This window comes from Reyranella sp., assembly GCF_004296935.1.
Classification (GTDB): Bacteria; Pseudomonadota; Alphaproteobacteria; order Reyranellales; family Reyranellaceae; genus Reyranella.
In genome coordinates this window covers 101,430-121,385 of the sequence record NZ_SCVH01000021.1, presented here as the reverse complement: position 1 = coordinate 121,385, position 19,956 = coordinate 101,430, and the positions used below count along the sequence as shown (strand labels likewise).

The window sequence follows — 19,956 nt, the reverse complement described above, 5'->3', positions numbered from 1 at the left end:
ATCAGCGCTCCACTTCGCGGTTCCAGCGCTTGGTCCAGTCCTCGCGCTGCGCGTTGATGGCATTCCAGTCGGGCTGGATCACGAGCTTGGCGCGCGCGCCGACCGGCGCCATCTTCAGCTCCGGCATGTTGACGTCAACCTTGGTGTTGACCGGACCGTTGCCCATCTCCTTGGCGAAAGCCGTCTGTACCGGGGCCGAGATCAGCGTCTTGATGAACTCGTTGGCCAGCGGATTGGCCGACGCTTTGGCGACCGGACAGGCCGAGGCGAGCAGGATCGGCGCGCCCTCCTTGGGATAGATGAAGTCGACCGGGAAGCCCGTGTTGGCAAAGGCCTGGACGCGTCCGGTGCCCCACACGGCGATCTGTGCCTGCCCCGACTGGAAGAGCTCCGTCATCTTTCCGGGCGAGGGCTCGTAGACCAGCACGTTGGGATTGACGTCGGCCTTCATCACCTTGAAGCCCGGCTCGATGTTCTTCTCGCCGCCGCCGTTCAGGCGCGCGAACATCATCAGCGTGTAGAGGCCGTAGGTGTTGTTGATCGGCGGAATGACCAGCAGCTTCTTGAACTTCGGATCCTTGAGGTCGTTCCACGAGGTCGGCGTCGCCCACCCCTTCTCCTTGAAGGTCTTGGTATTGATCATGAAGCCGGTGCCGGTCTGGCCGACGGCGACCGCCTTGTCATCCTGGAACAGCGCGGCGGGATAGAGGTCGGCCTTGTCGAGGCCTTCGATCTTGCCGCAGAAACCGAGCTGGATCGCCTGATACATCGGCCCATCGTCGACGATGGCGACGTCGATCACCTGGTTGGCCTTCTGGGCCTGCAGCTTGGCCAGCGTGTCGGTCGAATTGCCCGCGACATACTCGATCTTGACGCCGTGCTTGGCCTCGAAGGCGGGAAACACCTGCTTGCGCAGCTGCTGCTCCCACGAGCCGCCGTAGCCTGCGACGGTCAATGTCTTCTGCTGTGCCAGCGCCGGCATCGAGCCCGCCGCCACGACCATGCCTGCGATTGCGCCGAAGCGCGCCAAACGGCCCATTGCCCCCTCCGTTTTGAAAACCCCGAGAAGTCATGCTTTCCGCAGGAGGCGGCGGCGTCAAATTCGATTTTTCTGCAAGTTTCATAACAAAATGTTATAAAATGCCATGCGCAGCCTGAATCCCCGCCAAGTCGAGGCTTTCCGGGCCGTCGTGCTGACCGGTGGCGTCGGCATGGCGGCCAAGCTGATCAACGTCACCCAGCCCGCGGTGAGCCGGATGATCCGCGACCTGCAGCAGCAGCTGGGCCTGACACTGTTCGAGCGCCGCGGCACCGGCCTGGTGCCCACCAGCGAGGCGCTGTCCCTCTATGCCGAGGTCGAGCGAGCCTTCGTCGGCCTGGACCGCATCTCCCAGATGGCAACCGAACTGCGCACGCGGCGTGCCGGCTTCCTGCGCATCGCAGCACTTCCCGCCCTCGCCAACGGGTTCCTGCCGCGCTTCGCCGGACAATTTTTGACCGAACGGCCCAAGCTCGACCTCGTGTTGTCGGGCCTGGTATCGCATGCCGTCCTAGCCGCCGTGGCCCAGGGCCAGTGCGACCTGGGCTTCGCCGAGGCCTCGATGGAGCATGCCGCCGTCCAGACCGAGCGGATGCCGGCTGCCCCCTACATGGCCGTGCTGCCGCAGGCCCATCGTCTCGCCCGCAAGAAGCGGCTGCGGCCGGCGGATTTCGAGGGCGAGAGCTTCATCTCGCTCGGCCACTCGTCCGTGTCGCGCTTTCGCATCGACCGCGTCTTTGCCGAGCACGGCGTGAGGCGCGTCATGCGCATCGAGACGCCGTTGTCGGAGATTGCCTGCTCGCTCGCCGGCTCCGGCGCCGGCGTGACGCTATGCGATCCCTTCACCGCGACCGAGTACGCGACCCGCGGCATCGTCGTCCGGCCATTCGAGCCGCGGGTCGATTTCGAGTTTGCCGCCCTCTATGCGGCGCAACGAACCCCGCCGCCGGTGGCGCGGGAATTCATTGACAGCTTCCGCGCGCACATCGCGACCTTCCTGCGGCGGCTGCCGCGGCGCTAGCCGAATCGCACGCCGTATTCCGCGGCAATGGCCTCGATGTCCGGCGGCGCGAGCGGCGCCTTCTTCGCGGCACGGTCGAAATGACGGAACATTTCCGTCGCCTGAAGACCGGGCGTGGCAACGACGACCAGCCGCACCACGCGTGCGGTGTCGTTGCGATAGCCGTGCAAGTCGCCGCGGGCAAAGGTGGCGCAGGCACCGGCAGCGACCTTGCTCTCCCCCGCTTCGCCGATCAGCGTCAGCTCGCCCTCGACGACGAACAGCATCTCGTCGTCGGACTCGTGACGATGGGGTGGCACGAAATAGCCCGGCGGGATCGGGTGGTCCGCCACGAACGCCGCCACGGTGCCGCCGTCGGCCTTCACCATCATCGGCGCGCCCAGAACATCGAGTGTCTCGCTCATCGCTTCCTCCAGATTGAAGACGGTCCAGCAATAGTCGCGAGGCGGCCACGGGTGGAGACGCTGGTTCTGGACAGATTGTTCGGGCTGGCGAACAATGCCTCCATGGAAGCCTTTACCGGCATAGAAGCCTTCGCTCGCATCGTGGAGACCGGCAGCTTCACGGCAGCCGCCCAGGCGCTTCAGAGCGCCAAGTCGTCGGTCAGTGAGACCGTGCGCGCGCTCGAGGAGCGCATGGGTGTGCGCCTGCTCGACCGCACGACGCGGCGCGTACGCCCGACCGAGGCCGGCGCTGCCTTCTACCGCCATTGCCGGCGCTTGCTCGACGACCTGGCGCTCGCCCGCAGCGAGGCCCAGGCGGCGCACAAGGAACCGGCCGGCCGCCTGCGCATCGCCGCCCCCGACGGCTTTGCCGAGCGCTACATCGTTCCCGGCCTTTCCACGTTCCTCGCCGCCTATCCGACGATCGAGATCGAGTTGGTCGTGGGCACCGCGGCGCTGCGGCTGGTCGAGGAAGGCATCGACCTCGCCATCCGCATCGTCGAGAAGCCCGAGCCCAGCCTCGTCGTGCGCCGCATCGCCACCTCGCGCGTGATCATCGTCGCGGCCCCCGGCTACCTCGCCCAGCACGGCACGCCGCAGAAGCCGCACGACATCCTCGGCCATCGGCTGATCGGCTTCGCCCCGCTCGCCTGGCGCGACACCTGGCGCATCGGCAAGGCCTCGATTTCCGTGCAACCACGGCTGCTCACCGACAATTCCGAATCGCTGCGCGCGTCGGTGCTGGCTGGCCTTGGACTCGCGGCGATTCCGGAATGGCTGGTCGCCGACGCGCTGGCAGCGGGTCACCTCACGCGCGTGCTGGCCGGGCACGAGACGCCGTCGGGTGGCATCTACGCGGTCTATCCGACCAACCGCCTGCTCACGCCCAAGATTCGCGCCTTCGTCGACCACACCGTGTGCGATCTGCGGGCGCGAGGCCTACCGCGCTAGCAGGAACGTTAGCTCGTGCTTGTTGTGGTGCAGATGCACGATCCGTGCTCCGGGGATCGCCGCAAATGCCGTGGCCGAGTCATGGTCGGTCTCGCCCTGGAATTTCAGCGTGCAGACGAAATTCCGCACCAGCCCAGAGGCGCGCCAGCGCTCGACGAGCGTCAACAGTCTCGCCGGATAACAGACGATATCGGAGAATAGCCAGTCGACCGGACCGACGCTGGCGGGATCGAGAGCAAAGGCGCTTTCACCGCGCCACGTCACGCCCGGCATCGCCGCCACTTTGGGATCGAGCGGCGCCTTGTCGATCGCCACGACATCGGCGCCGAGCTTGGCCAGCACATAGGTCCAGCCACCCGGCGAGGCGCCGAGATCGAGGCAGCGCTCGCCGCGTTGCGGCCAGTGCCCGAAGCGCACCAGCGCTTCCCATAGTTTGAGATAGGCGCGGTTGGGCGGCCCCTCGCGATCCTCGACGAACGCCACCTCGCCGTTGGGAAACGGCGCGCTGCAATGCGCGGCGGCCAGCAGACGGTCGGGCGCCAGCAATGTCCAGGAGCCCAACGGCGCCGTGGGCGCGGCGGCGGGAAAGACGATCGGCTTGGCCGAAACGTGCGGCAGCTTTTCCTGAATGAGGGCGGCGCGACGATGATGCAGCGGCGCGTACATCGCCCAGTTGCGCTGGATATCGCGCAGCGCCTTGGCGCCGGCGCCGATCGAGGTCACCGGCAACTCGACACAGTCGTGCCAGACGTTGGCTGACCAGGCCGAAGGCACAGCGGGTCCCTCGGCGATCAGCAGCCGGCCATGCGTCACGGACGGCGCGACGCCCTGGCGCCGCAGCTCCTCGTGCGCCTGTGCTTCGAGTCCTTCGACGGCGAGGTAAGCGGTCGTCATGGAAGCGCTCCGGCGAGAATCTTGATATTTTTCAACCTCGATGTAACAGACCAGTCATAGCTGGTCTGACAAACCTCATGATAGCGTTCCGCAGTCAATGGAGATGGATGTGATGTTCAGCAAGAGACGTTTGTTCGCAGTGGCCATTGCCGGCTCGCTCGTCGCGGCGGCAAACGCCTTCGCACAGGGCGCGCCGGGGACCAAGCCGATCGTCGGCCTTTCGACCGTGACCACCTATTCTGTCGACGGTCGCATCACCGCCATCGATCCGGCCACCCGCATGGTCACGCTGACGCTGCCCAGCGGCGCCACCGTCAATCACAAGACAAGCGCCGCCGTCAGCAATCTCGGCATCCTCAAGGTCGGCGACGAAGTGTTCGTGGGCTACGAGGAGAAGCTGAGCTTCGTGCTGTCCGGGCCCAACGCCCGGCCGCCGCGCGACCGCGATACCAGCGTCGTGGTGGGCGCATCGGGTCCCAAGGCCGCGGCCGGCGTCGGCGCCAATCAGATGGTTGCCAACTGGTGGGTGGTCGGCGTCGATATCGCCGGCGCCAAGCTCTCGCTCGTCAATCCGGCCGGCGGCCAGGTCCGCACCTACAGTGTGGTCACGCCGGAAGGCCGTGCCGAGCTGCCGCGCGTGAAAACCGGCGACTATCTGACGGCCATCGACAGCCTCGTCCTGGTCGTATCGATCACACCCAAGAAGTAGTCAGGGAGCCGGCGGTGCCGGCTTGAACTTCGCGAGTGCCTCCAGACGCTCGGGGGCGCTCACGACGTGGGTGCCTTCCGGCACGACTCCGACGGCGGCATTGCCCATCGCCAACTTGCGGATGCCACGCGCCACGGCCTCGTTGCGGCTGGCGCCTCCCAGCCCGGCGACGAACTCCGATAGCCGGACTGCCGGCTTGTAGACAAACGGCACGAGTCCTCCGACGACGGTGCGCGGAATCTTCAGCGCCTCACTGTGATTCCAGCCCAGAAGCCAGCGCGTGGTGCCGCAGAGAATGGCGTACTGCAGGCGGCGGGTGACGGGCCATGGGTCGCCGAGGCCCGCCAGCGAATCGAGCGTGGTCCGGGCGAGCGCGACGCCATCGGCGTCCGGCCCCGGGTTGGTCAGCATCCAGAGATCCCAGTAGCGCCCGCAATCGGCCTCATTGACGTACGGCAACAGAGCCTTCTCTACGCCGAGCAACGCCGCCGTGTGGCGCCAGAAGAGGTAGTAGCCTTCCTTCTCCTCAGCGGTGAACCAGTAGCCCATGCGCTGCAGGCTATCGATCATGAGCTTGCTGAAGCCCACGACCTGGAAGAAGAGGTCGCCCTGGTTGATCGGCTCGCCCCAGGCTTCGCGGTCCCAGCCGCCGGAGCCGCGGATCAGGCGCCGCACGAAGGCATGGATCAGGCGGACGTGCAGCGTCGTCTTGTAGCCGTCCTTGTCCCGGCGCAGCCCGCCCGGCCGGTGCAGCTCGATCCACCACGCGCCGGTCTGCGCCAGGCGATGGACGGTGTTCTGCTTCAGGGCCCCGGTCATCACCAACGGCTTCATGGCCGGCGGCGACCAGTAATCGATGATCAGCGAGGCGCATTGCAGCACCATCCCGGCGCTGTCGCCGGCGCGGGCGACGGCAGCGCTGCCGCGCTCCATCTTCTCCCGCTCCTCGGATGTCGGTTCCGGCGGCAGCGAGGCGATCAGGGCGGCGAGTTCGGGCGGCGCGTCGGGCACAGCGGCGATGCCCTCCTCCAGCGCCTTCAGCACCATCGGCCACCAGCGGCCGTGGAAGGGATGCAGCGCCTCGACCGCGGCATCGGCCAGCGGGTCGGCGTGCATGATGGCCGCTGCGTAGGTCCCCGCCAGGACCCCATGCCGGCGCGACGCTTCGGCGCCGTTGAGAAAGCGGCTCTTTGACATCCATTGCCTCCTGCGGGGCAGCAGATACCACCCTTTTTGTCGCCGTACACGGTGGTTTCGTGGGGGTTTCGTGCGCTAACCTGCGGACAACGCGGAGGAATTCATGGCGAAGTTCGGCATCGGACAATCGGTACGCAGGGTCGAGGATCCGCGCCTGCTGACGGGCGGCGGGCGTTACACCGACGACACCAAGCTGAACGCGCCGGCGCTGCGCGCCTATGTGCTGCGCTCGCCGCACGCCCATGCCGACATCGGACGCATCGACACCACGGCGGCAAAGGCGGCGCCGGGCGTCCACCTGGTTCTGACCGGCGAGGACGTGAAGAAGGCGGGCTTCGGCGACCTGCCCTGCCTGGTGCCGATCGAGAACCGCGACGGCACGCAGCGCGCCGACACGCCGCGCCCGATGCTGGCACAGGGCCGCGTCCGCCATGTCGGCGACCCGGTGGCGCTGGTCGTGGCCGACACGCTCGAGCAGGCCAAGGACGCTTCCGAACTGATCGAGGTCGACTACGAGGCCCGCCCGCACACCGTCGGCACCTTCGAGTCGGCGCAGCCCGGCGCGCCGCTCGTCCACGATCACATCAAGAACAACATCGTGTTCGACTGGGAGATGGGCGACCGCACCAAGACCGACGCCGCCTTCGCCAAGGCCGACAAGGTGGTGAAGCTGCAGATCGTCAACAACCGGCTGGTCGTGAACTCGATGGAGCCGCGCGGCGCCATCTGCGAATACGATCCCAAGGACGACCGCTCGACCCTGTGGGTCTCCTCGCAGGGCGTCAGCGTCATCCGCCCGGTACTGGCCGAGATGGTGCTGAAGATCGGCCTCGCCAAGCTCCGCCTGCGCACCGGCGACGTCGGTGGCGGCTTCGGCATGAAGATCTTCGTCCATCCGGAATACCCGCTGGTCGTCTGGGCCTCGCGCACGCTCAAGAAGACGGTGAAGTGGATTCCCGACCGTCAGGAGGCGTTCCAGTCCGACGTCCAGGGCCGCGACCACGTCTCGATGGCCGAGATGGCGCTCGACAAGGACTGCCGCTTCATCGGCTGCCGCATCACGACATATGCCGCCCTCGGCGCCTATCTCAGCCATTTCAGCGCCTTCATCCCGACCATGGCCGGCACCAGCATGCTGGCCGGCCTCTACCAGACGCCGTCGATCTACGTGAACGTGAAGGGTGTGATCACCAACACCGTGCCGACCGATGCCTATCGCGGCGCCGGCCGGCCCGAGGCCGCCTATCTGCTGGAGCGTTTCGTCGACCATATCGCGCGCGAGACCGGCCTCACCCCCGACGAGATCCGCAAGCGCAACCTGGTGAAGCCCGATCAGATCCCGTGGAACACGGCGCTGGGCGACACCTACGATTCGGGCGACTTCGACAACGTCATGCGCAAGGCCATGGACAAGGCCGACTGGAAGGGCTTCCCCGCCCGCCGCGCCGCCTCGCTCGCCAAGGGCAAATGGCGCGGCATCGGCATGGCGACCTATGTCGAGAAATGCTCGGGCGCGCCGGCCGAATCCGCCATCGCCAAGTTCAACGACGACGACACCATCTCCGTCTATCTCGGCAGCCAGACCAACGGCCAGGGCCAGGAGACGGCGATGACGCAGATCATGTCGGCCCGGCTCGGCGTCGATTCAGAGCGCATCCGCATCGTCCAGGGCGACAGCGACACGACGCCCGAGGGCATGACCGGCGGCAGCCGCTCGGTCGCGGTGGCGGGCGCTGCGGTGCTGGGCGTCTCGGACAGGATCATCGCCAAGGGCAAGCTGGTGGCGGCCTCCGCCCTGGAAGCGAGCCCCGGCGACGTCGACTACGACGACGGCACCTTCCGCATCGTCGGCACCGACCGCACCATGAGCCTGTTCGACGTCGCCCGCGCCGCCAAGGACCCCAGGCATGTCCCGAAGGACGACAAGGGCGACGGCAAGTCCGGCCTCGACGACGAGTTCACGCGCACGCCCGACTTCGCCACCTTCCCCAACGGCTGCCACATCTGCGAGCTCGAGATCGACCCCGACACCGGCACGCTCGAGATCGTGAACTACAACGTCATGGACGATTTCGGCATGGCGCTGAACCCGCTCCTGCTGATGGGCCAGATCCACGGCGGCATCGGCCAGGGCGTGGGCCAGGCGCTGACCGAAAAGACCATCTACGACAAGGACTCGGGCCAGCTCGTGAGCGGCAGCTTCATGGACTACGCCCTGCCGCGCGCCGACGTGGTGCCGCACGTCAACTTCGACATGCACAACAGCCTCTGCACCACCAACCCGCTGGGCGCCAAGGGTGCGGGCGAAGCCGGCGCCATCGGCGCCCCGCCGGCGGTGGTGAACGCCATCGTCGACGCGATCTACCCGCACACCGGGATCAAGCATGTCGACATGCCGGCGACGGCGGCGTCGCTGTGGGCCGCGATCAAGGCGACGCGGGAGAAGAAGGCGGCCTGAAATCGGCAGGCAGCGGCACACGAAATGTGCCGCTGCAGACGACCAGCTGTGCCGGAGCGTGTGCCGCAACGCGCCGATTCCCGAGGTGCTTCAAGGAGTTGGTCTGCCCTTGCCGCACAACGCCGACGCCCTGTCGACACCGGCCCGAATCGCAGACCTGTCCAACCGTCGTCTCGACCGGAGACAAGGAGCCGTCCCGTGCAAAGTGAACGGGCGGCTCGGCCTTTGAAGACAAGCCTCGTGCAATGATAGCGAAAACATGGAGCGATTCCGGCTGAACCTGTGAATCGCGTTTCGCAAATCAGCATCGCGCATTTCGCCGGGCTGCTGGCAGTGACAGCATCGACCGCAGAGGTCGTCTGCGGTGCGCGGGCGAACCTTGTTCAAGTCCGGGCCGCCGCGGAGTATGGTTGACCCATGACCGCCGACCGCAAAGACCTCTCCGCCGCCCTCGCCGCCTCGCTGAAGGCGATCGACGACGACTACACCGAGGAGATGCGCGAGCTGCGGGCGCTGTTCGAGGAGGCCCGGGTCGAGGCCGAGAAGGACGAGCCCAACGGCCAGAAGCTCAAGGCCCTGCTGGCCGATGCCAACGAGATGGCGCGCACCTTCGCCACCCTCGATCCGGCCTGGCAGGCCGTGCAGCGCGTGGCCCGGCTGTTCGGAATCCTCTGACGACGGCGGCTTTCGTCCGCCCTGCGGGCCTTTTTCGCGCCATTTCGCAGCAATTTTGCCTGCCGGGGGTGCCAGACGGCTAATATAATGAAAAGCTGTGGCCCAAGAAGAACCGGGTCACCGGACGATCCGGGCACTGAAACGCGAGCGGGATGGACCAGAAATGACCGATATCAGCTATAGCTCACCAAAGACGATCGACGAGGCCGTCGCGGCCATGGTCGCCGCCAAGGGCGCCGGGCGCATCCTGGCCGGCGGCACCGACCTTCTGGTCCAGTTGCGGGCCGGCTTCGTGAAGCCCGGCAGCATTATCGTCGACATCAAGAAGATCGCCGAGATGACGAGCATCGAGGACAAGGGCGGAGGCTCCTTCAAGGTGGGCGCCGCCGTCACCGGCATGCAGCTCCACGACCATCCGACCTTCAAGAAGGCCTGGCCCGGCGTGCTCGAGGCCATCAACCTGATCGGCTCCAAGCAGATCCAGGGCCGCGCCTCGGCCGGCGGCAATCTCTGCAACGCCTCGCCCGCCGCCGACAGCGTGCCGGCGCTGGTCGCCGCGGGCGCCACCGTCACCGTGCAGGGTCCCAAGGGCCGGCGCGAGGTGGCGGTCGAGAAGATCCCGGCCGGTCCCGGCCGCATGACGCTGGAGCCCGGCGAAATTGTGGTGAGCTTCACCCTGCCGGCGCGCCCGGCGGGCTCGTCCGACGCCTACCTGCGCCTGATCCCGCGCACCGAGATGGACATCGCCGTCGTCGGCTGCGGCGTCAACCTCACGATGAAGGGCGGCATCTGCACCGCCGCCCGCGTGGGCCTCGGCGCCGTCGCGCCGACCGTGCTGCTGGTCGAGGCCGCGGCCAAGGCGCTGATCGGCTCGAAGCTCGATGCCAATGCGCTGGAGGCGGCGGCTGCCGCCTGCCGCGCCGTCTGCAAGCCGATCGACGACAAGCGTGGCACCATCGTCTATCGCACCAAGATCGCCGGCGTACTTCTCAAGCGCGCCACCGCCATCGCCGCCGAACGCGCCGCCAAGAACTGAGAGAGAACAGAGATCATGTCGAAACTTCACGTCACCACCACCATCAACGGCGAGCCGACCGAGTTCCTGTGCGAGCCGACGCAAGCCGTCCTCGACGTCTTGCGCGACCAGCTCGGCCTCACCGGCACCAAGGAAGGCTGCGGCTCGGGCGACTGCGGCGCCTGCACCATCATGCTCGACGGCCGCATGGTCTGCTCCTGCCTGGTGCTCGGCGCCGAAGCCGAGGGCAAGAAGATCGAGACCATCGAGGGCATGGCCCAGGGCGATCATCTTCATGCGCTGCAGAAGAAGTTCATCGAGTTCGCGGCGCTTCAGTGCGGCATCTGCACGCCGGGCTTCCTCATGGCTTCCAGGGCGCTGCTCGAGCGCAACAACAACCCGACCGAGACCGAAGTGCGCTACTGGCTGGCCGGCAATCTCTGCCGCTGCACCGGCTACGACAAGATCGTCCGCGCGGTCATGGAAGTGGCCGCCGACATGAGGGGAGCCGCACGATGAGCAAGCAGAAGTACAAGTGGGTCGGCACGCGTCCCGACCGCCCCGACGGCGCCGACAAGGTGACGGGCCGCGCCCGCTTCGGCGCCGACTTCAACATGCCGGGCCAGCTGGTCGGCAAGGTGCTGCGCAGCCCGCACGCCCACGCCATCATCAAGTCGATCGACACCTCGGCCGCGGAGAAGCTGCCGGGCGTAAAGGCCGTGGTGACGGCCAAGGACTTCCCCGAACAGCCCAACCTGATCGTTCCCACCGGCGAGATGCAGGTCAACCTGCGCGACATCACGCGCAACGTCATGGCGCGCGAGAAGGCACTCTATGAGAGCCATCCCGTCGCCGCCGTCGCCGCCACCACCGACGCCATCGCCAATGCGGCCCTCGCCCTGATCAAGGTCGAGTACCAGGTGCTGCCGCACGTGATCGACGTCGCCGAGGCGATGAAGGACGGAGCACCACTGCTGCACGACAATCTCATCACCGAAGGCGTGAAGCCGGTGCCGACCAAGCCGTCGAACATCGCCAAGCGCATCGACAACGTGAAGGGCGACACCGACGCCGGCTTCAAGCAGGCCGAGATCGTGGTCGAGCGCGACTACACCACCCAGCCCGTGCACCAGGGCTACATCGAGCCGCATGCCTGCCTCGCCAGCATGGCCGAGGACGGCCAGGTCCAGATCTGGTCGACGACGCAGGGCCACTTCCAGGTCCGCGGCTTCTGCAGCCGGCTCCTGAACATCGAGACCTCGCAGATCCGCGTGACGCCGACCGAGATCGGCGGCGGCTTCGGCGGCAAGACCGTGGTCTATCTCGAGCCGGTCGCCGTGATGCTGTCCAAGAAGTCCGGCAAGCCGGTGAAGATGGTGATGAGCCGCGACGAGGTGTTCCGCGCCTCCGGCCCGGCGCCGGGCGGCACCGTCCACGTCAAGATCGGCGCCAAGAAGGACGGCACGATCGTCGCCGCCGAATGCACCATCGCGCTGCAGGCCGGCGCCTTCCCGGGCTCGCCGGTGGGTCCCGCCTGCTGGACCAGCTTCGCCTGCTACGACATCCCGAACATCAAGGTGATCGGCTACGACGTGGTGAGCAACCGGCCCAAGGTCGCCGCCTACCGCGCGCCCGGTGCGCCGATCTCGGCGTGGGGCGTCGAATCCACCATGGACATCCTGGCGCAGGAACTGCGCATGGATCCGATCGACCTCCGCCTCAAGAACGCCGCCAAGAAGGGCACCAAGACCAGCTACGGTCCGGTGTTCGACACCATCGGCTTCGTCGAGACACTGGAAGCGGCCAAGAAGTCCGAGCACTACAAGAGCAAGCCCAAGCCGGGCATGGCGCGCGGCGTGGCGGCCGGCTTCTGGTTCAACGTCGGCGCCGATTCGAGCGCGGCCGCACACGTGGCCGAGGACGGCACGGTGACGATCATCTCGGGCAATCCCGACATCGGCGGCTCCCGCGCCTCGCTCGCCCTGATGGCGGCCGAGGAGCTCGGCGTCGATTACGACAAGGTGCGGCCGGTGATCGCCGACACGAGCTCGATCGGCTTCAACTTCGTCACGGGCGGCAGCCGCGTCACCTTCGCCACCGGCCTCGCGGTGGTGAATTCGGTGCGCGACCTGATCCGCGAGTGCAAGGTGCGCGCCGCCAAGACCTGGGGCGTCGATCCCGACGGCGTGATCTGGGAGAACGGCTGCGCCAAGCCCGCCGGCAGCAACGTCGGCGAGTTCGAGCCGCTGTCGCTTGCCCAGCTCGCCGCGACGGCCGGCAAGACCGGCGGCCCGATCAACGGCCACAACCAGCTCAACGCCCAGGGGGCAGGCCCCGGCTTCGGCGTCCACATCGTCGACCTAAAAGTCGACCGCGATACCGGCATCGTTGAGATCGGCCGCTACACCGCGCTGCAGGACGTCGGCACCGCGATCCACCCGAGCTACGTCGAGGGCCAGATGCAGGGCGGCGCCGTGCAGGGCATCGGCTGGGCGCTGAACGAGGAATACATCTACAGCGCCAAGGGCAAGCTCGATAACGCGGGCTTCCTCGACTACCGCATGCCGGTCGCCTCCGACCTGCCGATGATCGAGACCGTCATCGTCGAGGTTGCCAACCCGCATCATCCCTACGGCGTGCGCGGCGTCGGCGAAGTGCCGATCGTGCCGCCGCTCGCCACCGTGGGCAATGCCATCGCCCGCGCCACCGGCGTGCGCATGACCGACCTGCCGATGTCGCCGCCGCGCCTCAGCGCGGCGCTCGATGCGGCGACGCCGAGGATGGCGGCCGAATAGCCGCCCCCCGCGGATCGAACAGGAAATGTCGGCCCGGCTGGGCAACCAGCCGGGACCGCTCAACGTTGAGGCTCCATGTCCCAGCCCACCTCCCGCGACAAGAAGAGCAGCGACAAGCAGCACCAGGCAGCCCTGCGGGTCTCGACCAAGCAGATCGCCAAGGACGCGGTCCGCGGCGGCCCCAAGACCGAGAAGAAGAACAAGCGCCCCGGCGCCGGTCGCGCGCAGAAGGGCTGATCCACAAAGGCGCCGCTAGAGCATATTCCGGTTGGATGAGCCCAGCCTTCTTCGCCGGGAGCGCGCCACTCAAGGGCGGGGTAGCCCCCGCCCTTGAGTGGCGCGCTCCCAGCAATGACTCCGTCTGATCGGGACGTGCTTTAGGGCGCCTCGTGGGCAATATACCGGATGATCTTCCAGGCGCCGGCGGAGAACACCGCGCCGGCCAGCAGGATCGCCGAGAATTTCCGGTACATGGTGCGCCTATCCGACCGCTCGCGCCGCCTCCTTCAGCACGTCGGCCACGGCACCCACGTAGGACTTGAAGATGGCGCCGACGCCGTCGTCCGGGCCGCTCCAGTTGATGGTGAAGCAGAAGGTGACCGGCACCTTGCCCACGATCATCTGGCCGGGAAGGCTGAAGCAATGGAAGCCCGCCCATTCGATGCTGCCGCCCTTGGCATAGGCGATCGTGTCGGGCGGCACGACATGGACGATGGCATCGGCCATCGCCTGGATGCGCTTGAATTCGACCAGCGTCCCGGGCTTCCTGAAGAAGGCGCCGCGCAGGGCCTGCTGATACCAGCGCACCATGTCCTCGGCGGTGCTGGCCATCGTCTGGTGGTCGTTCAGCGCCGGACGCGTGGGCGCCGCCGCCGCGCTCGACGGCGCCGCGATCAGGCGCTGCATACCCGCCCAGCCGACATCGACTCCTTCCGGCGCGCCGGCAAGATATGAGAACAGCCGGCGCGTCGAATTGGGAATCTGGGTGGCGCGAAGCCCGGCCTCGGCGATCAGCGCGCGGACCCTGTCGACCCCGGCCGCCGCAAGGGCTGCGTCGGTCGCGGTGTTGTCGCTGTGGGAGATCATCGCCTCCAGCACATTGCGGGCCGCGGTCTTGCCCGTGAGGTCGAGGAATACCGGGCTGCTGAGCGAGCGCACGGAATCGTCGATCGCGAGCGGCTGGTCCTCGGTCAGCCGCCCCGCCTCCACCTCGCGCAGATACTGGGCCAGGATGAAGGTCTTGACCGCACTGCCGACGAACAGGCGTGCCGCCGGCGCATGCGCGGCCCGCCACGGCGCGGTCGGATGGTCCGCCACGACCAGGCAGCTGGCCGACGGTAGCGCCGCGAAGCGGACGACAGCCGCCTGCACGCCCGCGCCACCATCCTGCGCCGCGGCGCGGGAGACGAAGCCTGGAACGGCGAGCGCCGACGTTGTGAGCGCCATCAGATTGCGACGACGGAACTTCATCATGACAATCCTCCCGCCTGAAAATTCCACGGCCTCATCTCGGACAGGCAAAAGGCCCGCGCCGGGCACCCGGGCGGGCCTTCAGTCGACAAACCGTCAGTCTGTCGGGAAACTCGCCGTCGGCGATCTCCCTCCCGCAGTCCCGCCGAAGATTATCGCAGCGGAACTGCATTCATTGGTGCGCTTTTCAGCGGGTGTTGGTCAGCCGACCGTCTTCAGGTTCACGGCAGCCTCGCGGCCGCGTTCGCTGGCCACTTCGTAGCTGACCTTCTGGCCCTCGTTGAGGCCATTGAGGCCGGCGCGCTCAACTGCGCTGATATGGACGAACACGTCCTTCCCGCCGCCGTCCGGCTGGATGAACCCGAAACCCTTGGTGCCGTTGAACCATTTGACCGTGCCTGTAGCCATCGTCTGTATCCTAGTTGTACGAGCAAGCCGTTAGGATGGCGGTGCGCTCGCGGCAGCCGCCGGCAGATGCGAGCAGGGGAGCCGAAGTCGGGTGAACCTGTCAAGCCGACCGGAACCGATGCCCGCCACGCCGTCGCCACATTATAAAGTTCCCGCCACCTTCCCCAGCTCGCCCAAACCACCCGCCGAGGAGCCTTCGAATGACGGCTCGACGCGAAACGCATACGCTGCCGGCAAGAAAACCGGGGGGCTCTGATGGATCCTTCACGACGATCCCTTCTCGTCGGCGCCACGGCGCTCGCGGCGGCCGAGGCAATGGCGCCGCGTGGTGCAAAGGCAGCCGGCGGGCAGAAGATCCTGCGCCTGCAGACACGGCAGATCGAGGTCGGCGGCAAGGCCGCGACACGCTACGGCGTCGCCCAGCCGTCCGGCGCCGTGGGCCTCAGCCTCGACGAGGGCGACACCTTCGACGTGCGCGTCGAGAACACGCTCAAGGTGACGTCGGGCCTTCACTGGCACGGGCTCAATCCGCCGTGGCAGCAGGACGGCGTGCCCTACATTTCGGGCCCGCCGATCGCCGCCGGCCAGTCGGCGACCTACAAATTCCCGGCGGTGCCCGTGGGGACGCGCTGGATGCACTCGCACTTCGGCCTGCAGGAGCAGAACCTTCTGGCGGCACCTCTGATCGTGCGCGAGACCGAGGCGATCAGGAGCGGCCGGCAGGAGGTCGTCGTGCTGTTCGAGGATTTTTCCTGGACCAAGCCTGCGACGATCCTCGAGAGGCTGCGCCAGCCCCCGTCCGGTGGCATGGCGCCGGGCGGCATGAAGATGTCGATGGACCCGGCGAAGCCCGATCTCAACGACGTCGACTACGACGCCTACCTCGCCAACGACCGCACGCTGGCCGATCCGCAGGTGGTCGATGTCGAGCGCGCCGGCGAAGTGCGGCTACGTCTCATCAACGGATCGGCCTCGAGCAACTTCACCATCGATCTCGGCGCCGACGAAGGCACGCTGCTCACCGTCGACGGCAATCCGGTGGAACCGCTAAAGGCCAGCCTGTTTCCGCTCGCCGTGGCGCAGCGCGCCGACATCCTGGTACGCCTGCTGGGCGACGGGCGGGCGGTGTCGGTGCTGGCGCGCGGCGAGGGCCGGAAACTGCAGGCCGGGATCGTGCTGCGCCCGCCGCGCGCCACCGTCGCCAGGATTCCCGAAGAGGGCGACGTCGACGGGCCCGAGGTCGGACTGAAGCAGGAGGTCCTGCTGCGTGCCCTCAGGCCGCTGCCGTCGCGGCGGGTCGATCGCTCCATCCCGGTCGGTCTCACCGGCAGCATGATGGGCTACACATGGTCGATGCCGGTCCACGACATGATCGGTGCACCGGTCACGGTCGCGCGCGGCGAGCGCGTCGAGCTGGTGATGCAGAACGAAACGATGATGGCGCACCCCATGCACCTGCACGGTCATTCGTTCCAGGTGACGGAGATCAACGACCGCAAGCTCGCGGGCGCAGTCCGCGACTCCATCCTGGTGCCGCCCCATGCGACGGTGAAGGTCGTGTTCGATGCCGACAATCCCGGCATCTGGGCCTACCACTGCCACAACCTCTATCACATGGCCGCCGGCATGTTCACGACGGTGGTCTATCGCGGCTTCACCTGAGGCCGGCGCGCCCGGCTCAGCGCGAACCCGGAGTCACCCGGCCGTAGACACCACTCACCCGCCCGTTCCAGCCGTAGCCGACGTGGCCGCCGACGGCATCGTAGAGATAGTCGAAGCCCTCGAAGAACATGCGGCCGGTGTTCACGAACACACCGGGATCGCGCACGACCACCACCCTCTCGGGGTGCAGCGGATTGCCCCTGTTGCCGACCGCGAACTGGTAGAAGGCGCCGGGGCCGCCCTGGCCCGGCATCCACATCTCGATCCGCGTTCCGGGCGGCGCGCGCTCACCACGCTCCAGCGGGCTGCCGGGCGGCGGCGACAGGAACATGTAGTTGATGCCGGTGTCGGGCAGCATGGTGCCGGTACCGACGTGGCCATCGACCGACACGGTGAGCGGTGCTGCGTTCCACTGCGTCAGGCCACCCGACGAGCTGGTGCCCTTTGACGAGAGCTTCACGAAGGCGAAGTTGCGCGTGAGCGCCGCGCTCATGCCGAGGTGGACACCCGTCCGGGTGACGATGTAGCCGGGCCGCACCGAACCCGGCGAGGTGATGTTGACGAACGGATTGCGCGGCGCCGCGTCTCCGGTGCCCTGCGCCGCGGCGCGGTCGAAGCCGATGCCCATGAAGGCCACGCCGCGCGGGCGCGGGTTGGGCTCGCAGTCGCGGGCGTTGCGCAGACAGGTGATGCGATCGACGCGGAGCACCTGCACCCGCGCGGTCGCCGCCGGCCTGTCGTCATTGTTCAGAATCTCGACGTCGGTCGTGTGGTGGGTCCCGTGCAGGACGCGCCCACTGCTGTTGTAGGTGAGCTGGCCCGGCCCGTCGTTGGTATCGCCCGGTCCCGGTTCGTAGTGATCGGCCGAGACGACGATGCCGGTTGAGCCGGTGTCCATGCCGAAGCGCCGTGGCGCCGCGCCCCGGAGCTTCAGGCGGATCTCGGGCGTATGCTCGGCGCGCATCGGACCGTTGGCATAGGGGATCTCGATCGTGCTGAGGCCGCTGTAGAGGCTTGCCGGGCTGCCCTGCGCCCGGGTCGGGCCGCCGCCGGCAAATCCGGCCAGCAGACAGGCGGCGATCGTCACGAAAAGGCGTGGCGTGTTCGGCACGATGGACATGGAATTCCCCTTCCTCAATCTTAGGGCGTCCTGCCGAATTCGGCTACCATGGAGCGCGTATCCAGGGGAAAGCCGCCTGCAGATTCTGACCATTCTCGGCAAGCTGGCCGACGCCAGCCCTGCACGGCAAAGCATCCTGAAGTGGCTGGCATTTCTCGTCGGTGTCCTGATGTTCGTGCAGGGACCCTTCAGCGCGGCGTATCGCGACGTCGCCCGCTACGACCGTCACGTCGACATCATCAAGTCCGACTGGGCCGCCGCAAATATATGGCTCGAAAGCGCCGACTGCGCGTTGGCGCGTGGCGCCTGGCTGGCGATCTGCAAGGACGACAGGCTCGTGCCGATCTCGGAGGTCGCGATCGCCGACGACCCGGGGCATGCGCTGTTCCTCGGCCTGTGGTCGCGGTTGAGCGAACGCAGGGCGACGCTGGTCGATATCGCCCGCCTGAACATTCTCCTCAACACGCTGGGGCTCGTCATCCTGGCGGGCTTCCTGCTCGCCGTTCGCGCGACCCTGACGTCGATCGTCCTGCTCGTGCTGGGACCGGTCGAGTATCTGGGATGGATGGGAACGTCGCCGCACTGGAGCTTCATCGGCATCGTCAGCATGGCGTCGGTTCTGCCGATGGCGCTGGTGGCGAAGGAGGAAGCGCTGCTGTCGCGCCGTGCCGGACAGGCCTTCATTGCCATCGGCGTGATCGCGCTCGCGGTCGCAGCACTTGTGCGCGAACCGATCGGCTTGATGGCCTGCGCCATCAGTCTCGCCGCCATCGTCGTGGCGGCCTTGCGCCGCCGGCAGATGAAGCGCCCTCTGCCAGGGCTCATTGCAATCACCGCCTCCGTGGTCGTCGCGGTCGCTGCCCCGCAGTGGGCAACCATGGCGCGCGATGCCTCGTTTGCCATGGAGCCGGCGCGGCACGTGCAGACCCACGGGCTCTCCCACACTCTCTATATAGGTCTCGGCTTCGTAGAGAATCGTCTGGGGATCCGCTACGACGATGCCTTCGGCGAGGAAGTCGCCAGGAGGGTCGACCCCGATGTGGTCCTGGGCTCCACCGAATATTTCCGGATCATGCGGAAGCTCTATATCGACCAGGTGCTGGAAGATCCGCTCGAGGTGGCGCGCATCTACGTCGAAAAAGCGATGCAGACCCTCGCCCGCCCGACGATGCATCCCGGACCGCCCTTCGGCGTCTTCCTCGCGATCGCGGCCATTCATCTTCTCATTGCGACGCTGTTCGGGGCGTGGCGGCGGCTGGCCTTCGTGCAGGGTCTCATCGTCGAGGTCGTGGCCCTGGCATTCGCCCTGGCTTTCCTTGCCCAGGCCGCGCTCGCGCTCCCCAGCCACGCCTATGTCGTCGCCGTGAACGGCTTCGTGCTGGTCCTGTTCGGGGTGATCCTGGAGTTTTTCTGCCGCGCGATCTGGCGGCCGGTCTCCCGCCGGCTGGAGCCTGCCGTGATTTTATCGAGACTCCGGTCGTGACCACATCCGGATCAAGGGGCCGTCCCGCCCATAAACCGGATCCCCGCCCGGCATGAGGACAGCCACGATCGCGGCAACAGCGCTCGCGTGGTCGATCTCGCCCGGTCGCTTCTGGTCGAAGCCCGAGTTGTCGGGATAGGCGCCGACCACCAGCAGGTCGGCGCTGGCGGAGACGCGGCGATGGCCGGTGCCGGCCGGCAGCACGACGACGTCGCCCGCCTCGACGTCGAGTTCACGGCCCCCGGCACCGCCGAACTGCACGCGGGCGTGGCCTCGGGCGATGCCGAGCACCTCGTGCGTACGCGTGTGGAAATGCAGGAAGTCATAGATGCCGTTGCGCCAGGCGCGCCCCCAGCCATGCCTGGCAAACGCCTGCTCGAACGGCACTGCCGGATCGGTTGCATTGCACGCAAAGGCACCCCGATAGACCAACAGTGGCAACACCGGATTGTTCGGCGTCTCGCCATCGTCGGCGAAATGAAATGCGAGCGGTGCGGCTTGCTCCGTCATCGGCGGGCGCTCCCCGGATTGAATCGCCATGGGTTTCTTAGCGCGCGGCAGCACCGCCGACCAGATGGGACGCCCTCGGGAGATTCGGGCATGATGGCGCCAAGAC

General features: G+C 67.3%; 19 protein-coding genes. 11 read left to right on the top strand and 8 right to left on the bottom strand.

Translation table 11 applies throughout. The annotated features are described in order from the left end of the window. Position 1: 1 nt before the first annotated feature. Positions 2–1,003, bottom strand: a complete 1,002-nt coding sequence (locus EPO55_RS03075) for an ABC transporter substrate-binding protein (protein ID WP_296334946.1) — start codon at positions 1,001–1,003, stop codon at positions 2–4. A gap of 142 nt (positions 1,004–1,145) precedes the next feature. Here EPO55_RS03075 and EPO55_RS03070 point away from each other — a divergent pair, with 142 nt between their 5' ends. Beyond that, positions 1,146–2,060, top strand: a complete 915-nt coding sequence (locus EPO55_RS03070; RefSeq protein ID WP_296334929.1) for a LysR substrate-binding domain-containing protein — start codon at positions 1,146–1,148, stop codon at positions 2,058–2,060. Here EPO55_RS03070 and EPO55_RS03065 read toward each other — a convergent pair. Then, complete coding sequence (locus EPO55_RS03065) at positions 2,057–2,464, bottom strand: cupin domain-containing protein (protein WP_296334928.1); 408 nt, start codon at positions 2,462–2,464, stop codon at positions 2,057–2,059. The genes EPO55_RS03070 and EPO55_RS03065 overlap by 4 nt on opposite strands. A gap of 51 nt (positions 2,465–2,515) precedes the next feature. Here EPO55_RS03065 and EPO55_RS03060 point away from each other — a divergent pair, with 51 nt between their 5' ends. After that, entirely contained in the window at positions 2,516–3,454 is a 939-nt protein-coding gene (locus EPO55_RS03060; RefSeq protein ID WP_296334927.1) for a LysR family transcriptional regulator, read from the top strand. On the opposite strand, the gene EPO55_RS03055 is transcribed toward EPO55_RS03060, so the two are convergent. Next, entirely contained in the window at positions 3,443–4,348 is a 906-nt protein-coding gene (locus EPO55_RS03055; protein WP_296334926.1) for an SAM-dependent methyltransferase, read from the bottom strand. The two genes, EPO55_RS03060 and EPO55_RS03055, sit on opposite strands and share 12 nt — an antisense overlap. A 112-nt stretch (positions 4,349–4,460) precedes the next feature. On the opposite strand from EPO55_RS03055, the gene EPO55_RS03050 reads away from it, so the two are divergent. Further along, complete coding sequence (locus EPO55_RS03050) at positions 4,461–5,057, top strand: hypothetical protein (protein ID WP_296334925.1); 597 nt, start codon at positions 4,461–4,463, stop codon at positions 5,055–5,057. Here the strand turns inward: EPO55_RS03050 and EPO55_RS03045 are convergent, their stop codons facing one another. Beyond that, positions 5,058–6,254 carry an oxygenase MpaB family protein gene (locus EPO55_RS03045; RefSeq protein WP_296334924.1) on the bottom strand — a complete coding sequence of 399 codons (1,197 nt, stop codon included), beginning with the start codon at positions 6,252–6,254 and terminating at the stop codon, positions 5,058–5,060. Positions 6,255–6,357: 103 nt separating this feature from the next. On the opposite strand from EPO55_RS03045, the gene EPO55_RS03040 reads away from it, so the two are divergent. From EPO55_RS03040 to EPO55_RS03015, 6 genes are all read left to right on the top strand, one after another. After that, positions 6,358–8,712, top strand: a complete 2,355-nt coding sequence (locus EPO55_RS03040; RefSeq protein ID WP_296334923.1) for a xanthine dehydrogenase family protein molybdopterin-binding subunit — start codon at positions 6,358–6,360, stop codon at positions 8,710–8,712. Positions 8,713–9,129: 417 nt separating this feature from the next. Beyond that, positions 9,130–9,387 carry a hypothetical protein gene (locus tag EPO55_RS03035; RefSeq protein WP_296334922.1) on the top strand — a complete coding sequence of 86 codons (258 nt, stop codon included), beginning with the start codon at positions 9,130–9,132 and terminating at the stop codon, positions 9,385–9,387. A 172-nt stretch (positions 9,388–9,559) separates the two neighbouring features. Then, on the top strand, positions 9,560–10,423 hold the full coding sequence (locus EPO55_RS03030; RefSeq protein ID WP_296334945.1) for a xanthine dehydrogenase family protein subunit M: 864 nt from the start codon (positions 9,560–9,562) through the stop codon (positions 10,421–10,423). A 15-nt stretch (positions 10,424–10,438) separates the two neighbouring features. Further along, positions 10,439–10,921, top strand: coding sequence for a (2Fe-2S)-binding protein (locus EPO55_RS03025; RefSeq protein ID WP_296334921.1), 483 nt, complete (start codon positions 10,439–10,441; stop codon positions 10,919–10,921). Then, positions 10,918–13,197: a xanthine dehydrogenase family protein molybdopterin-binding subunit gene (locus EPO55_RS03020; RefSeq protein WP_296334920.1), complete on the top strand. Its 2,280-nt coding sequence runs from the start codon at positions 10,918–10,920 to the stop codon at positions 13,195–13,197. The genes EPO55_RS03025 and EPO55_RS03020 overlap by 4 nt, the downstream gene beginning before the upstream one ends. 75 nt (positions 13,198–13,272) lie before the next feature. Next, a complete protein-coding gene (locus EPO55_RS03015; protein WP_296334919.1) occupies positions 13,273–13,434 on the top strand; it encodes a hypothetical protein in 162 nt (53 codons plus the stop codon). 243 nt (positions 13,435–13,677) lie between these two features. On the opposite strand, the gene EPO55_RS03010 is transcribed toward EPO55_RS03015, so the two are convergent. Both EPO55_RS03010 and EPO55_RS03005 read right to left on the bottom strand, forming a co-directional pair. Next, positions 13,678–14,670, bottom strand: coding sequence for a serine hydrolase (locus EPO55_RS03010; protein WP_296334918.1), 993 nt, complete (start codon positions 14,668–14,670; stop codon positions 13,678–13,680). 198 nt (positions 14,671–14,868) lie between these two features. Continuing rightward, positions 14,869–15,075: a cold-shock protein gene (locus tag EPO55_RS03005; RefSeq protein WP_296334917.1), complete on the bottom strand. Its 207-nt coding sequence runs from the start codon at positions 15,073–15,075 to the stop codon at positions 14,869–14,871. 255 nt (positions 15,076–15,330) lie between these two features. On the opposite strand from EPO55_RS03005, the gene EPO55_RS03000 reads away from it, so the two are divergent. Continuing rightward, positions 15,331–16,737 carry a multicopper oxidase family protein gene (locus EPO55_RS03000; RefSeq protein ID WP_296334916.1) on the top strand — a complete coding sequence of 469 codons (1,407 nt, stop codon included), beginning with the start codon at positions 15,331–15,333 and terminating at the stop codon, positions 16,735–16,737. A 16-nt stretch (positions 16,738–16,753) separates the two neighbouring features. Here EPO55_RS03000 and EPO55_RS02995 read toward each other — a convergent pair whose 3' ends face one another. After that, entirely contained in the window at positions 16,754–17,857 is a 1,104-nt protein-coding gene (locus tag EPO55_RS02995; protein WP_296334915.1) for a hypothetical protein, read from the bottom strand. Here EPO55_RS02995 and EPO55_RS02990 point away from each other — a divergent pair. Next, entirely contained in the window at positions 17,838–19,340 is a 1,503-nt protein-coding gene (locus tag EPO55_RS02990; RefSeq protein ID WP_296334914.1) for a hypothetical protein, read from the top strand. The two genes, EPO55_RS02995 and EPO55_RS02990, sit on opposite strands and share 20 nt — an antisense overlap. Here EPO55_RS02990 and EPO55_RS02985 read toward each other — a convergent pair. Beyond that, positions 19,320–19,850 (bottom strand): cupin domain-containing protein, encoded by a 531-nt coding sequence (locus EPO55_RS02985; protein ID WP_296334912.1) that lies wholly within the window; start codon positions 19,848–19,850, stop codon positions 19,320–19,322. The two genes, EPO55_RS02990 and EPO55_RS02985, sit on opposite strands and share 21 nt — an antisense overlap. Between the last annotated feature and the right edge of the window lie 106 nt (positions 19,851–19,956).

What these genes read in the sequence shown, in the direction of transcription:
- EPO55_RS03000 (WP_296334916.1), top strand. Translation starts at nt 15,331, where the DNA reads ATGGATCCTTCACGACGATCCCTTCTCGTCGGCGCCACGGCGCTCGCG.
- EPO55_RS03020 (WP_296334920.1), top strand. Translation starts at nt 10,918, where the DNA reads ATGAGCAAGCAGAAGTACAAGTGGGTCGGCACGCGTCCCGACCGCCCC.
- EPO55_RS02985 (WP_296334912.1), bottom strand. Translation starts at nt 19,850, where the DNA reads ATGACGGAGCAAGCCGCACCGCTCGCATTTCATTTCGCCGACGATGGC.
- EPO55_RS03025 (WP_296334921.1), top strand. Translation starts at nt 10,439, where the DNA reads ATGTCGAAACTTCACGTCACCACCACCATCAACGGCGAGCCGACCGAG.
- EPO55_RS03070 (WP_296334929.1), top strand. Translation starts at nt 1,146, where the DNA reads ATGCGCAGCCTGAATCCCCGCCAAGTCGAGGCTTTCCGGGCCGTCGTG.
- EPO55_RS03010 (WP_296334918.1), bottom strand. Translation starts at nt 14,670, where the DNA reads ATGATGAAGTTCCGTCGTCGCAATCTGATGGCGCTCACAACGTCGGCG.
- EPO55_RS03075 (WP_296334946.1), bottom strand. Translation starts at nt 1,003, where the DNA reads ATGGTCGTGGCGGCGGGCTCGATGCCGGCGCTGGCACAGCAGAAGACA.
- EPO55_RS03005 (WP_296334917.1), bottom strand. Translation starts at nt 15,075, where the DNA reads ATGGCTACAGGCACGGTCAAATGGTTCAACGGCACCAAGGGTTTCGGG.
- EPO55_RS03045 (WP_296334924.1), bottom strand. Translation starts at nt 6,254, where the DNA reads ATGTCAAAGAGCCGCTTTCTCAACGGCGCCGAAGCGTCGCGCCGGCAT.
- EPO55_RS03055 (WP_296334926.1), bottom strand. Translation starts at nt 4,348, where the DNA reads ATGACGACCGCTTACCTCGCCGTCGAAGGACTCGAAGCACAGGCGCAC.
- EPO55_RS03015 (WP_296334919.1), top strand. Translation starts at nt 13,273, where the DNA reads ATGTCCCAGCCCACCTCCCGCGACAAGAAGAGCAGCGACAAGCAGCAC.
- EPO55_RS02995 (WP_296334915.1), bottom strand. Translation starts at nt 17,857, where the DNA reads ATGTCCATCGTGCCGAACACGCCACGCCTTTTCGTGACGATCGCCGCC.
- EPO55_RS03065 (WP_296334928.1), bottom strand. Translation starts at nt 2,464, where the DNA reads ATGAGCGAGACACTCGATGTTCTGGGCGCGCCGATGATGGTGAAGGCC.
- EPO55_RS03040 (WP_296334923.1), top strand. Translation starts at nt 6,358, where the DNA reads ATGGCGAAGTTCGGCATCGGACAATCGGTACGCAGGGTCGAGGATCCG.
- EPO55_RS03050 (WP_296334925.1), top strand. Translation starts at nt 4,461, where the DNA reads ATGTTCAGCAAGAGACGTTTGTTCGCAGTGGCCATTGCCGGCTCGCTC.
- EPO55_RS03035 (WP_296334922.1), top strand. Translation starts at nt 9,130, where the DNA reads ATGACCGCCGACCGCAAAGACCTCTCCGCCGCCCTCGCCGCCTCGCTG.